Origin of the sequence: Microbulbifer salipaludis, assembly GCF_017303155.1 — a bacterium.
In the GTDB taxonomy this organism is placed as follows: Bacteria; Pseudomonadota; Gammaproteobacteria; order Pseudomonadales; family Cellvibrionaceae; genus Microbulbifer; species Microbulbifer salipaludis.
Map to the genome: position 1 here is coordinate 480,549 of NZ_JAEKJR010000001.1, position 13,094 is coordinate 493,642.

Here is a 13,094-nt window from a genome sequence, read left to right on the forward strand (position 1 = left end):
CTATTTCACTCTTTCCTCGACGCTGATCGGCTGCCGCGCCCTGGCCACAAACAGGGCAAGGCTCACGGCGGCTGCGGCACAGCACAGCATGCCCACGGCAATCGGCACCAGGGTGCCGGTATGCACCGCATTCACGGACCCGCCCAGCACACCCCCGAAAATAAACAGCGACGCGCCGTACAGCGCATTGGCGGTGCCGCTGATATTGGGAAAAAACTCCAGGTAACAGGCGGCGGAATTGGGCGCGATGATGCCAATGGAGCCCATCGCCATCACCAGCGGGATCATCCACGCCAGTAGCGGCTGCCGCTCACCAAAATACAGCGTGCTGGCCAGCAGCAGCGCACAGGACATCAGCAGCGCACTGACGCCCACCACCAGAATCTGGCGTGGCTCGAAGACTTTCAGCAGGCGGATATTCAGCTGCACCAGAATGGCCAGGCCCAGTACGCAGCTGCCAAAAAGCAGGGGAAACTGCTCCGAACTGACGCCAAAGTGGTCCATAAAGACAAACGGCGCGGTGGTGATATAGATAAACATGCAGCCACTGACAAACGCCTGCCCGAACAGAAAGCCCAGCGCCCGCCGGCAGCGAAAAATCTGCCCGTAGCCCTGCAGCATGCTGCGCCGGGACTGGCGCTGGCGCCGCGCGCGGCGAAAGCGCGACACGGTTTCCGGCAAAATGCCGCGTACCAGAAACATCATCAGCAGGCCGTACACCAGCAGGAAAATAAAAATGGTGTGCCAGTCGCCGAAGCTCAGCAGCGTGGCGCCAATCACCGGAGCCACCATGGGCGCGATCAGCATCATGGTGGCGATCATCGACATGATGCGTGCCGCCTCGCGACCGTGGTACAGGTCGCGCACGATGGCACCGCAGATCACCGTGGCAAAGCCACCGCCCACCGCCTGCAGGAAGCGCAGCGCAATCAGCAGTTCCACCGTGTTGGCAAACAGGATCAGCATGGTGCTCGCGATAAAAATGCTGAGGCCGATGGTGCCGATGAGAATGCGCCCCCAGCGGTCGGACAGCGGCCCGCCAAAGATCTGCCCCACCGCGAAACCCAGCAGGTAGCTGGACACCGAATGCTGCACCTGCGCCACTTCCACACCCAGAGCGGCGGCCATATTGGGGATGGCTGGCAGATAGGTGTCGATGGCAAAGGGCGTCAGCGCCACCAGCGCAGCCAGACAGGGGGCGAACCAGCGCGGTGGCTTGCCTTGGGCGTCGAAAAAATTCGGGGGCATAGTAATTCGGGTACGGCAGTTGGTTGGCGAATACGGGCGGTCGATGGGCTTGGTATTACGCAACCGCGGGGCCGGCATGGTAGCGGCCCCGTGCGGTGGTTTCCATGACAGTGGGAGAATACCGGGTCAAACGGTTACTGGGTCGGGTCGAACAGCAGTTCATCGTCCAGGTACAGGCTTTGCCAGCGGGAGGCGCGCAGCGCAAAGTTACCCCTGGCGAGCCGCTCCTGCAGCTGATCAAAGGATTCAGTGGTGGTGCGGCTGCTGTCGGCAAACACGGCCCAGCCGCCATCACCCGCCGTGTGGGCGGTGATCCGCAGCCAGTGGCGCTGATCCGTGCTGGAATCGCGGTGTTCAAACAGGAGGTATTCGGGCGCTCCGTCGCCGTCGAGATCCTGTACCAGCCACAGGCAAGCGCGCCCCTCCTGTTCACAGGCCCTGCCCGCAGCGCCCAGGTCGGCGTGTTGCGGCGGCGGCGGCGCGCCTTCGGGCAGCACCGGAATCTCCCGCACCCGCTGCGCGCGGGCGTGTATCTGTAGCGGGTTTTCCCGGAGCTTCCCGTCAATCTTTGGCGCCAGCAACTGTTGCAGGTGCGCGGCGATGTCGTTGTCCTGCTGGACAATGGGCAGCGTCTGCAGGCTTTGCAGCGCTTCCAGCCCCGGTCGCCCGAGCTTCTGGCGCAGGAAAAAGAAATCAAAATCCGCCAGCGCTACCCGCCCGTCCTGCAGCCGCGCCGCCTGGCTGTCGGCGCTGATGCGCCAGAAATTTGCCAGTGGCGACTGTGTAATCAGGCATACCGCCAGCACCCACAGGGCCAGCCCGCTATTCAGCCGTGGCAGCCAGTCGGCCCAGTGCCCGCCCCGGCGCAGGATGGCGATACTGTAGCTGACCGCCAGCAGCGCCAGGGTCAGCGCTACGACAAAACCCCACAGCCGCTCCGGGGTCCAACCGTACTGGTGCACCCGCAGGAACAGGCCGTACAGGGCGAATGCGGCATAAATCGGTGCGAGCACCAGGGCCAGCAACAGCAGGCGGTTGATCCACTTGGGATAGCGGGCGAAGGGAAACTCGTCCTGGATCACGCCGTTGGTGAAAAACAGCAACAGTGCCAGCAGCCACAACAGCAGGGCGCTGCCGTGGCCGGTGTCCCAGATCGGCTGCAGCCCGGTAAACGGCAAGGTGGCGAGGAATACCACAGTCAACACCGCCAGCAACGGCAGCAGCGCGACAAGCATGGTGCGCAGCAGGCGCTTCAGGGTGAGCACAAAGCTTTGCTGCGAGCGGAACAGGATGGCGCCACAGCCCGCCACCAGCCAGGTCACCGGGTAGAAAAACCAGTCTTCCTCAAACAGCTCCTTGAAAAAGCCCACACCCACCAGTTTGAACAGCGACTGCCACAGGAACAGGATCAGCCAGAAAATCCCGGTGAAAATCAGGGTGAGGCCGACGGTCAGCGCGATATCCCAGGAATAGTGGAACTGGGCGGAATAGTCCGGCCAGCGCAGCTGCGCCGTGTCGGTGGCGCCGGCCCGCAGCAGGAAAGCGACAATAAAGGTGGCAACCACCACGGCAACGCAGAACGCAAACGGCCAGTTGCAATCGATCATATCGGCGGGCGTGCACTGATAGCCCCGGTAGCTGGCCAGCAGGGCCAGCAGTGCGGCATACGCGGCGACGATCCACCAGTACCCTCGCGCCAGACGCGGCGCCACCGTGACAATAATCAGTGGTGGCAGGGTGATGACCAGGGTGTAGCAGAGAAATTGCCACACCGGCGACCAGTGCTCGACGGCGGCAAAGAACTTGAGTGCGTAAAGGGCAAGGCCCTGTAGCAGGGCGGCGATCAGGATCAGGCGCTTTTCGGCGATGCCAAGATCCTGCGGTTGGTTGGGCGTACTATCTTGCTGGTCGCTGCTTCCGTGCATATCGCGTCCTGTTCGCCTCTTTTGTGGCCGTATTAGTGCTTCTCTTCCCGCAAATTATAGAGGCCTTTTTTCAGCTTCAGCAGGTGCTCCTGCAATTGTGGACCCTTGCGCTGGGCGACGCCGATAGCCAGCACGTCGATGACGACAAGGTGGGCAATGCGCGAGGACAGCGGCGTATACAGCTCGATGTCCTCCTCCACATCCACCTCCAGCGGAATGCTGGACTGGCGTGTCATCGGGGAGCCGCTGGGGCCGAGGCCGATAACGATGGCGCCCTGCTGCTTGGCCATTTCCATGGAGCGCAACAGCGAGGAGGTGCGACCGCTCTGGGAGATGGCGACCACTACGTCCCCGGGCTCCATGCTCATCGCCGACATGCTCTGCATATGGTGGTCGGAATGGGCGGCGGTGGCCATCTGCAGGCGGAAGAATTTGTGCTGGGCGTCGGCGGCGACCGCACCGGAGGCGCCAAAGCCGAAGAACTCCACCCGCTTGGCGGCGGCGATGGCGGCCACGGCGGCCTCCAGCGCGCGCCCGTCGATCTTGTCGCGCACATTGAGCAAGGTGTCGACGGTGGAGTCGAAGACCTTGCGTTTGTATTCGGCGATGGTGTCAGTCTCGGTGACCGCGATCTGACCAAAGCTGGGGCTGGAGGCGAGCTGCTGTGCGAGGTTGAGCTTGAATTCCTGGAAGCCGGAACAGCCGACGGCGCGGCAGAAACGCACCACGGTGGGCTCGCTCACCTGGGCCTCGGTGGCGAGATCCACTATGCGCATATGGATGATTTCGCCCGGATTGGCGAGGATGTATTCGGCGACCTTGCGCTCCGATTTCCGCATGGAACTCAGCTGTTCGCTGATCCGCTGCGTGACTTCCGCTGGCTTCACGACTCTACCTTCTATGGTTCAAGCCGTGCAGTTTAGCGGTATGGCCCGGTGCTGGCGAGCCTTGGCTCCGCTCGATTCTGGCTTTGTGGCGGCCCTGCTGCCGGCTAGGCCTTTGCGAGACACGAGCTAGGCGCCCCCCCTCAACCCATCCCTGGGGGCTCGTCTGCGGCCGTCCTGGCCGCAGACGGTCTCACAAAGGCCTATCCGGCATCAGAGCCTTCACATCGAATTTCAGTGGTTCAAAACCCTGTTTATATACCCAGTTATCCCAAAACCCCTGATACAATCCGCCCCCATGGACGTATCTGAACTCTTAGACCCCCTCAACGACCCACAGCGCGAAGCCGTCGCGGCGCCGCCGGGCCATCAACTGGTTCTGGCTGGCGCCGGCTCGGGCAAGACCCGTGTGCTGGTGCACCGTATCGCCTGGCTGATGCAGGTGGAGGGGGCATCGCCCTACTCCATTATGGCGGTGACCTTTACCAACAAGGCCGCGCGCGAGATGCGCGGGCGCATCGAGGAACTGCTGGGGGTAAATACCTTTGGCATGTGGGTGGGCACCTTCCACGGTCTCGCCCACCGCCTGCTGCGTGCCCACTGGGCCGAAGCCAAGCTGCCGCAGAATTTCCAGATCCTCGATAGCGACGACCAGCTGCGCCTGATCAAGCGGGTGCAGAACGAGCTGGGGCTGGACGACAAAAAGTGGTCCCCGCGGGAGACCCAGTGGTGGATCGGCGCCCAGAAAGACGAGGGTATCCGCCCGCAGTATATCCAGCTCACGGGCGACCCCTGGTTGCAGACCATGGTGCGTATCTACAGTGCCTACGAGGAAGCCTGCCAGCGCGCCGGGGTGGTGGACTTTGGCGAGCTGCTGCTGCGCGCCCACGAACTGCTGCTCAACAACGACAGCATCCTTGCGCACTATCGCCGCCGCTTCCCCTATATCCTGGTGGACGAGTTCCAGGACACCAACACCATTCAATACGCCTGGCTGCGTCTGCTGGCCGGGGATGAGTGTGCGATTACCGCGGTGGGGGACGACGACCAGTCTATCTACGGCTGGCGCGGCGCCAAGATCGAGAATATCCAGCATTTTGAGGCGGACCTGAAGGACGTGCAGACGGTGCGCCTGGAACAGAATTACCGCTCTACCAGCACCATTCTGAACGCCGCCAATGCGGTCATCGCGCACAACTCCGGTCGCCTCGGCAAGGAGCTGTGGACCGAGGGCGACAAGGGCGAACCCATCTCGCTGTACTCCGCCTACAACGAACAGGACGAGGCGCGCTTTATCGTCGAGCGTATCCAGGACTGGGTGCGCGACGGCAACCGCCGCGACAGTATCGCCATCCTGTACCGCTCCAACGCCCAGTCGCGGGTGCTGGAAGAAGGCCTGCTGCGCGAGCAGGTGCCCTACCGCATCTACGGTGGCCAGCGCTTCTACGAGCGCATGGAGATCAAGAACGCACTGTCGTACATGCGCCTGATCACCAACCGCCACGACGACACCTCCTTCGAGCGGGTGGTGAATACCCCCACCCGCGGTATCGGTGCGCGCACCGTGGACACCGTGCGCGAGTTCGCCCGTGAACACGGCTGCTCTCTGTGGGACGCCGCATCCAAGATGCTGCAGCAGAAGGTGCTCGCCGCTCGCGCCGGCAATGCGCTGGGCAACTTCCTCAGGCTGATCGACGCGCTGGATGAGGAGAGCACCGACAAGACCCTCGACCACATCGCCGAGATGGCCATCGAGCAGACCGGCCTGATCGAGTTTCACGGCAAGGAAAAGGGTGAGAAGGGCCAGACGCGGGTGGAGAACCTGCAGGAACTGGTCAGCGCCTGTCGCGCCTTCGACGGCTTGCCCACCGTGGACGCCGACGGCGAAGCGGTGGATGAAGAAGAAATCCCGCTGATTAACCAGTTCCTCGACAGCGCCGCACTGGACGCCGGCGAGGGGCAGGCGGACGAGTTTGAAGACGCGGTGCAGCTAATGACCCTGCACTCGGCAAAAGGCCTCGAGTTCCCACTGGTATTCATGGCCGGTGTGGAAGAAAACCTCTTCCCGCACAAAATGTCCGCCCAGGAGCCCGGGCGCATGGAGGAGGAACGCCGCCTCTGCTATGTGGGCATCACCCGCGCCATGCAGAAACTGTACATCACCTACGCCGAAAGTCGCCGCCTGTTTGGCAGCGAGACCTACAACAAGCCGTCGCGGTTTATCAGTGAAATCCCGGTGGAGTACATCCACGAGGTACGGCTCAAAACCGAAATATCCAAGCCCCTGTTCCAGCCGAACGCCGGCAAGTACGGTGGGGGCATCAACCCCTACTCCGACGCCGCCCCGGACTTTGACGACGACCTGCCGCCGCTCGCTTTGGGTGGCCGCGTGGATCACGCCAAATTCGGTGAGGGCACCGTGATCCAGTTCGAAGGCAATGGCCCGCGCGCGCGCGTGCAGGTCAACTTCGACGACGCCGGCAGCAAATGGCTGGTAGTATCCATGGCCAAGCTACAGCCTCTGTAACCGCTAATGGTGGATGCGCTTCGCTTATCCACCAATCCAGAGCCCAAGACCCCGTCATCCCGGCTCAAGTCAGGGATGGCGAAAAAAACCGAAGAATAAAAAATCAAACGGACATGAAAAAAATAAACTGGTATCCCCCCGTTATCCTCGGCCTTCTCGCCCTGTTGGTATTGACCTTCGGCGCGTTGGTGGTTTCCCGCTCCGATCAGGTGCAGACCGTTACCTCGCTAAAAGACGCTCACCTGAAAAACTCGGGTCAGCAGACGTTTGAGTGGAAGCTGGTTACCACCTGGCCGAAGAATTTCCCGGGACTCGGTAGCGCGCCGGAGCGTTTCGCCAAAAATGTCGCGGAAATGTCCAACGGGCGGCTCAAGATCAAGGTGTTTGGGGCCGGTGAACTGGTGCCCGCGATGGGTGTGTTCGGGGCCGTGTCCAGCGGTGCCGCCCAGGTGGGCCACGGTGCCGCCTATTACTGGAAAGGCAAGATTCCCGCCGCGCAGTTTTTTACCGCGGTGCCGTTCGGATTGAACGCCCAGGAAATGAATGGCTGGCTGCACTACGGTGGTGGTCAGGAATTGTGGGAAGAGATCTACGCTCCCTTCGATCTGATTCCCATGGCCGGCGGCTCCACCGGCGTACAGATGGCCGGATGGTTCAACAAGGAGATCAATTCCGTTGACGATCTGAAGGGGCTCAAGATGCGCATCCCCGGTCTCGGTGGAGAAGTGCTGAACCGTGCCGGTGGTACGGCGGTCACCATTCCCGGTGGCGAACTCTACACCGCACTGCAAACCGGTGTAATCGATGCGACCGAATGGGTAGGCCCCTACAACGACCTCGCCTTCGGCTTTCACCAGATTGCCAAATACTACTACTACCCGGGCTGGCATGAACCTGGTTCTGTGCTCGAAATCATCATCAACAAAACTGCGTTCCAGAAGCTTCCCGAAGACCTGCAGGCCATCGTCCGCATCGCCGCACGTGACGCCAATCAGGATATGCTCGACGAATACACCGCGCGCAACAACCGCGCCCTGAAAGAGCTGGTGGATGAGCACGGCGTGGAATTGAGAAAACTGCCCGATGAAGTGATTGCGCACCTGAAAAAAATCAATCACGACCTTATGGAAAAGAATGCCGCGGAAGACCCGCTCTTTAATCGTGTGTATAAGGCGTTCAAAGAGTTTGAATCACAGGTGATTCCTTACCACCGGATTAGTGAAGAAGCGTACTACGAGACGCGCAACATAGACGCGAAGTAAGAAGAATAAAAAAGGGGCCTTGCGGCCCCGAAAAAGAAGTACTGGGGAGTAACTTAACCATCAGTAGTCGTAGGCATCGGCCGCCGCTTCTGATTTTTCCTCCTCGGGCTTGTCTGCCACCATTACCTCGGTGGTGAGCATCAGGCCTGCGATGGAGCCCGCATTCTGCAGTGCCGAGCGGGTCACCTTGGCGGGGTCGATGATGCCGAATTCCAGCATATCGCCGTATTCGCCGGTCTGTGCGTTGTAGCCGTAGTTGGCGCTGGTGTTGGCGCGCACATTGTTAAGCACCACACTGCCTTCCACACCGGCGTTGGCGACGATCTGACGGAAGGGCTCTTCCATCGCGCGCAGGGCGATGTTGATACCTACCTGTTGATCGTCGTTGGCACCTTTCAGCCCGTTCTTGCGCAGACTGTCGGCCACGCGCACCAGAGTCAGACCACCGCCGGCAACGATGCCCTCTTCCACCGCGGCGCGGGTCGCGTGGAAGGCGTCGTCCACCAGGTCCTTCTTCTCTTTCATTTCCACTTCGGTGGCGGCGCCGACCTTGATCACCGCAACACCGCCGGCCAGCTTGGCCACGCGCTCCTGCAGTTTTTCCTTGTCGTAGTCGGAGCTGGACGCTTCGATTTCCGCGCGGATCTGTTTTACGCGGCCGTCGATCGCATTTTTGTCGCCGGCCCCGTCCACCACCACGGTGTTGTCCTTGCTGATCACCACGCGCTTGGCGCTGCCGAGCTGTTCCAGTTCAACCTTTTCCAGGGTCAGGCCTACTTCCTCGGAGATCACAGTGCCACCGGTGAGAATGGCGATATCTTCCAGCATGGCCTTGCGGCGGTCGCCAAAGCCCGGCGCTTTTACCGCCGCGACCTTGATGGTGCCGCGCAGGCTGTTGACCACCAGGGTGGCGAGGGCTTCGCCTTCGATGTCTTCGGCAATCAGCACCAGCGGGCGGCCACCTTTGGCCACGGACTCGAGTACCGGCACCAGGTCGCGGATATTGCTGATCTTTTTGTCGAACAGCAGGATGTAGGGGTTCTCCAGCTCCGCCTGCATCTTTTCCTGATTGGTGACGAAGTACGGTGACAGATAGCCGCGGTCGAACTGCATACCTTCCACGACTTCCAGTTCGTTGTTGAGGGACTTGCCCTCCTCCACGGTAATGACGCCGTCGCGACCGACCTTTTCCATGGCCTCGGCAATGATCTTGCCGATATCCTCGTTCCAGTTGGCGGACACGGTGCCCACCTGGCCAATGGACTTGGTGTCATCACAGGGCTTGGCCAGTTTCGCCAGTTCTTCCACCGCCGCTTTTACCGCGGTGTCGATGCCGCGTTTCAGATCCATCGGGTTCATGCCGGCGGCGATGGATTTGTGTCCCTCGCGCACCAGCGCCTGGGCCAGTACCGTGGCGGTGGTGGTGCCGTCGCCGGCCACGTCCGCGGTTTTGGACGCGACCTCTTTCACCATCTGCGCGCCCATATTCTGAAACTTGTCCTTGAGCTCAATTTCCTTGGCCACGGACACGCCGTCTTTGGTCACCCGCGGTGCGCCGAAGCTTTTGCTCAGTACCACGTTGCGGCCCTTGGGGCCCAGGGTGGCTTTCACTGCGTCGGCGAGAATGTTCACGCCCGCCAGCATGCGTTCGCGGGCGTCATCAGAAAACTTGACTACCTTGGCACTCATGCGGCTTTCTCCTGTTGTTTGTCTGCCACTTGTTCCAGCACGGCGAGAATGTCGGACTCTTTCACGATCAGATAGGTCTCGCCGTCGTGTTTGATTTCAGTGCCGGCGTACTGACCAAACAGCACCCGGTCTCCCACCTTGACTGCCAGGGGGTGGAGCTCGCCGTTGTCCAGCTGGGCGCCACTACCGGTGGCAATCACTTCTCCCTGGGTCGGTTTCTCGGCGGCCTTGTCCGGAATGACGATGCCACCCTTGGTGGTGGTCTCGGCAGCAAGGCGTTTTACAACCACCCGGTCGTAGAGCGGTTTGATACTCATCGGATTTCCTCCCAATAAGCATTTGGATGTTTCAATGGTTAAAGGTTGGTGTGCCGGGGCCGGACCTGGGTTCCTCCCGACAATCGCGAAAATAGGATCCGTTGCGCTGTTTTCAAGGGGAGAAAAAACGAATTTTTTATAAAAAATTTTTATAAAAAACCGGGGTCAAAAAATAGAAGCGGGATAAAGGCAGATTTATAGTTGTAGTGAAGGATAGAAGAAGGAGGCGCTGATGCCATCCGTATCGCAAACCACCTTTGAGCGAACGCTGGCAGATTTTTTCCGCGAGCGACTGCAGGCCGGTGCCGATGATCTGGATCCGCGCCCTCAGGAAGAAACCCTGTGGTATCTGGGCAGCCTGCTGGCGCGCTTCGGCGACAGTGATCAGGTCTTCAGCTACGACGACGGTGAAATATCGGTGCGTCCCCTGGCACTGCTGTACCGGGATGCGGTGGAGGTGGACAACCATTACCACCGCTGCCTGATTCTGCGGCAGCTTGGCGACCTGGCATTGTTTATGGGCGCGCTGTTTCCGGAAAATTACCGCCGCCGCGGCATCAGCCGGGATTACTTTATCGGTATGGGTGGAGGCGCCTACGACTATCTCGGCGAAAACGCGCGGCACAACCGCGAGGTGTTCAGTGAACTCGCCGAGCGCTTCGGTCGTTTGCTGCAGCTGCTGGCTGAGGTTTGCGGGCGCGGACGGGAGATGGATGCCACGGATATCCTGCAGCTGTTCCAGCGCTGGCGGGAAACCCGGGACCCGCAGCTGGCAGCGCAGTTGCGCGGTCTGGGTGTGGTGCTACCGGAGGTGGGTGGCATGCATTGAGGCCGAAGCCTCAATGTGGCTGTTGCGGGCGGGGATCAGGGCAGCGGCCGGGTGCGCCCGCGGTCGTCTATGGCGACGAATACGAATTCGCCCTCGGTGACTTTTACCTGCTCACCGGTATCCACACGGGTCAGCCACACTTCCACCATGGTTTTGATGGAGGAGCGCCCCACTTCTGTGGCCTCGGCATAACAGCTCACGGTGGAGCCCACCGGTACCGGGCGCAGGAACACCATGCTGCCGACGGCGACGGTGGTTACCCGGCCACGGGCGATGCCCTGGGCGAGAATGGCGCCGGCCACATCCATCTGTGACATCAGCCAGCCGGCAAAGACGTCGCCCTGAGGGTTGGTGTCCCGGGGCATGGACTGGGTCTGCAGTGTCAGGGTACCGCTGGGTTGCGGTTCTTCATCAATGGCGGACATCGCAAAAGCTCACAAATTCTTAGATTTATTGATCCGTCGGCAAGGCCTGAGCCGCCGGCGGGTGGCGCATTCTAGCACAAACTGGGTACTAATTAGCCAGCGTTGGTCGAGAAATTCTTGCGAAGGTTTTGCGAAAAAACTCTCATGAAGAAACTCTGGCCAAAACCCAGCATAATCTGCGCCATCTTGTTTGATTTTCCAACATCTCCTAGACTGCGCTGCATGCGTGCACTGATTTTGACCCTGATCCTGTGGTGTTTTACCGCCCAGAGCCTGGCTCTGGCGCTGGCGCCTGCCTGTGATCCGGGTGCCGATGGCCACGGCGATCACGCCGCCATGATGGCCACTGATGGCGCGCATGACATGCACGCCGACGACCACCACGACATGCCCTGCTGTGATGAAGCTGGCGACATGTCCTCGGCCGAGCTGTGCCAGCTGACCTGCGCCGTTGGCGGTTGTGGTGCTGCCGTGCCGCTTTCGCAGGAATGGCAACACACGGAATTGGCGAGTGCCGCCCTGTTCCAGTCGATCTCCCCCTCCCCGCTCGCTGCCTCGCAGCGCAACCTGTTGCGCCCACCCATAAGCGCCTGATGCTGCCCGCTCGACGCCTCGCTTGGCGTTGAAATCAACGGTTGAGCCATCGACCCAGTATCAGACAGACTGGATTACTCCATGGGATATGCATTGCGCGCCCTGGGCCCTCTGGCCCCGGCGCTGCTGGTTTGCGCGTTCGCCCTGCCCGCGCAGGCACAGCTGAGCCTGGAAAGCGCGGTTCAGCTCGCGCGGGAACAGGACCCGCAGACCGCAGCGGCCATCGCCGCGGCGGAGGCGACGGCGGAAACCGCGGTGGCCGACAGCCAGTGGGGCGACCCCGAGCTGAAATTGGGCATCGCCAACCTGCCCACCGACTCCTTCGCTTTCGACGATCAGCCGATGACCCAGAAAGTCATCGGTATCCGCCAGAAACTGCCCCGCGGCGCTTCCGCGGCACTGGCCGGTGAGCGCGGAGCCCTCGCCGCCGAGGCGGGCTTTGCCGCTGCTGCGGATATGGCGCTGGCACTGGAGCGGGATGTGGGCCTCGCGTTTCTCACCCTGTCGGAGCAGCTGCGGGTGCGCGAACTGCTGATGGAAAACCGCCGCTGGATGCAGGAGCTGGTGGGGTATAACCGCGCGCGCCTGGCTAGCGCCCAGATCCAGTCCCAGCAGCTGCTGCAGTCGCAGCTGGCGCTGGCGCGCCTGGATGACCGTATCGCCGAGTTGGATGGGGAAATCAGTCGCGCCCGCGGTGACCTCAGCCGCTGGATTGGCAATGCCGCGTGGCAGCCCCTGAACCCGGAGCCGCCGGCCTGGCGGGACACCCGCGACTGGCTCGCGGCACAGACCCTGCCGGTGCCACTGGCCGTCGTCGAGCCGCATCCCCTGATCGCCGCAAGCAGCGCGCAGGTCGCGGCGGAGCGGGTGAATGTGGCACTCGCGGAGGAAGCCTACAAGCCCCAGTTCGGGGTCGACGTCAGCTATGGCCAGCGCGAGCGCACCCCGATGAGTGATGGCTCGGACTTCGCCAGCGTGATGGTCACCTTTGACCTGCCCCTGTTCCGCCACAACCGCCAGGATCGCCGTGTTGCTGCCAGCCGCGCGCGGGAAAGTGTGGGCATCCTGCAGCGCCAGAACCTGTTGCAGCAGATGCACGCGCAGCTGAACGGTGCGGTGGCCATGGCGCAGACCCTGCAGCGCCGTCGCGCCGAGTACCAGGGCGAATTACTGGCTCAGGCCGAGGCCACCGCCGACGCGGTGCTCAAGGGCTACGCCAGCAATACCGCCGACCTGGAAGCGGTGATCGCCGCGCGTATGGATGCCATCGAGGCGCAGATCAGCGCCGCCCGTCTCACTTACGGTTATTTCCGTGCGGTGGCCCGTATTCGCTATTTCCGCGCCATCGAAAGCCACGCCTCTGCAACCCGTGACAACGGCAAATAAACAGCGGT

General features: G+C 61.6%; 11 protein-coding genes. 5 read left to right on the forward strand and 6 right to left on the reverse strand.

The window, feature by feature from the left end:
- The 3 genes from JF535_RS01955 to hexR all read right to left on the reverse strand — a co-directional run bounded on the left by JF535_RS01955 (window position 1) and on the right by hexR (window position 4,060).
- The gene (locus JF535_RS01955; protein ID WP_206998408.1) at window positions 1-1,248 is read right to left on the reverse strand and encodes a multidrug effflux MFS transporter; all 1,248 of its coding nucleotides are present in this window, start codon (window positions 1,246-1,248) and stop codon (window positions 1-3) included.
- Window positions 1,249-1,382: 134 nt separating this feature from the next.
- Window positions 1,383-3,173: a DUF4153 domain-containing protein gene (locus JF535_RS01960; RefSeq protein ID WP_206998411.1), complete on the reverse strand. Its 1,791-nt coding sequence runs from the start codon at window positions 3,171-3,173 to the stop codon at window positions 1,383-1,385.
- Window positions 3,174-3,205: 32 nt separating this feature from the next.
- Entirely contained in the window at window positions 3,206-4,060 is an 855-nt protein-coding gene (hexR, locus tag JF535_RS01965) for a transcriptional regulator HexR (protein WP_206998413.1), read from the reverse strand.
- Between the two features lie 295 nt (window positions 4,061-4,355).
- On the opposite strand from hexR, the gene uvrD reads away from it, so the two are divergent.
- A complete protein-coding gene (gene uvrD, locus JF535_RS01970) occupies window positions 4,356-6,584 on the forward strand; it encodes a DNA helicase II (protein WP_206998415.1) in 2,229 nt (742 codons plus the stop codon).
- 113 nt (window positions 6,585-6,697) lie between these two features.
- The gene (locus tag JF535_RS01975; protein WP_206998418.1) at window positions 6,698-7,846 is read left to right on the forward strand and encodes a TRAP transporter substrate-binding protein; all 1,149 of its coding nucleotides are present in this window, start codon (window positions 6,698-6,700) and stop codon (window positions 7,844-7,846) included.
- Between the two features lie 60 nt (window positions 7,847-7,906).
- Here the strand turns inward: JF535_RS01975 and groL are convergent, their stop codons facing one another.
- The gene (gene groL / locus JF535_RS01980) at window positions 7,907-9,535 is read right to left on the reverse strand and encodes a chaperonin GroEL (RefSeq protein WP_206998419.1); all 1,629 of its coding nucleotides are present in this window, start codon (window positions 9,533-9,535) and stop codon (window positions 7,907-7,909) included.
- On the reverse strand, window positions 9,532-9,852 hold the full coding sequence (gene groES, locus JF535_RS01985) for a co-chaperone GroES (RefSeq protein ID WP_206998421.1): 321 nt from the start codon (window positions 9,850-9,852) through the stop codon (window positions 9,532-9,534). Before groES ends, groL begins: the two co-directional genes overlap by 4 nt.
- A gap of 232 nt (window positions 9,853-10,084) precedes the next feature.
- Here groES and JF535_RS01990 point away from each other — a divergent pair, with 232 nt between their 5' ends.
- Window positions 10,085-10,681, forward strand: a complete 597-nt coding sequence (locus JF535_RS01990) for an MLKL N-termimal domain-containing protein (protein ID WP_206998423.1) — start codon at window positions 10,085-10,087, stop codon at window positions 10,679-10,681.
- A 35-nt stretch (window positions 10,682-10,716) separates the two neighbouring features.
- Here the strand turns inward: JF535_RS01990 and JF535_RS01995 are convergent, their stop codons facing one another.
- Window positions 10,717-11,106, reverse strand: a complete 390-nt coding sequence (locus JF535_RS01995; protein WP_066959920.1) for an acyl-CoA thioesterase — start codon at window positions 11,104-11,106, stop codon at window positions 10,717-10,719.
- 222 nt (window positions 11,107-11,328) lie between these two features.
- Between JF535_RS01995 and JF535_RS02000 the strand changes: the two genes are divergently transcribed.
- Both JF535_RS02000 and JF535_RS02005 read left to right on the forward strand, forming a co-directional pair.
- Window positions 11,329-11,700, forward strand: a complete 372-nt coding sequence (locus JF535_RS02000) for a hypothetical protein (protein WP_206998425.1) — start codon at window positions 11,329-11,331, stop codon at window positions 11,698-11,700.
- An 81-nt stretch (window positions 11,701-11,781) separates the two neighbouring features.
- Window positions 11,782-13,086, forward strand: a complete 1,305-nt coding sequence (locus JF535_RS02005) for a TolC family protein (RefSeq protein ID WP_206998430.1) — start codon at window positions 11,782-11,784, stop codon at window positions 13,084-13,086.
- The last annotated feature ends 8 nt before the right edge of the window (window positions 13,087-13,094 follow it).

What these genes read in the sequence shown, in the direction of transcription:
- uvrD (WP_206998415.1), top strand. Translation starts at nt 4,356, where the DNA reads ATGGACGTATCTGAACTCTTAGACCCCCTCAACGACCCACAGCGCGAA.
- JF535_RS02005 (WP_206998430.1), top strand. Translation starts at nt 11,782, where the DNA reads ATGGGATATGCATTGCGCGCCCTGGGCCCTCTGGCCCCGGCGCTGCTG.
- JF535_RS01975 (WP_206998418.1), top strand. Translation starts at nt 6,698, where the DNA reads ATGAAAAAAATAAACTGGTATCCCCCCGTTATCCTCGGCCTTCTCGCC.
- JF535_RS01990 (WP_206998423.1), top strand. Translation starts at nt 10,085, where the DNA reads ATGCCATCCGTATCGCAAACCACCTTTGAGCGAACGCTGGCAGATTTT.
- JF535_RS01955 (WP_206998408.1), bottom strand. Translation starts at nt 1,248, where the DNA reads ATGCCCCCGAATTTTTTCGACGCCCAAGGCAAGCCACCGCGCTGGTTC.
- JF535_RS01995 (WP_066959920.1), bottom strand. Translation starts at nt 11,106, where the DNA reads ATGTCCGCCATTGATGAAGAACCGCAACCCAGCGGTACCCTGACACTG.
- groES (WP_206998421.1), bottom strand. Translation starts at nt 9,852, where the DNA reads ATGAGTATCAAACCGCTCTACGACCGGGTGGTTGTAAAACGCCTTGCT.
- JF535_RS01960 (WP_206998411.1), bottom strand. Translation starts at nt 3,173, where the DNA reads ATGCACGGAAGCAGCGACCAGCAAGATAGTACGCCCAACCAACCGCAG.
- groL (WP_206998419.1), bottom strand. Translation starts at nt 9,535, where the DNA reads ATGAGTGCCAAGGTAGTCAAGTTTTCTGATGACGCCCGCGAACGCATG.
- JF535_RS02000 (WP_206998425.1), top strand. Translation starts at nt 11,329, where the DNA reads ATGCGTGCACTGATTTTGACCCTGATCCTGTGGTGTTTTACCGCCCAG.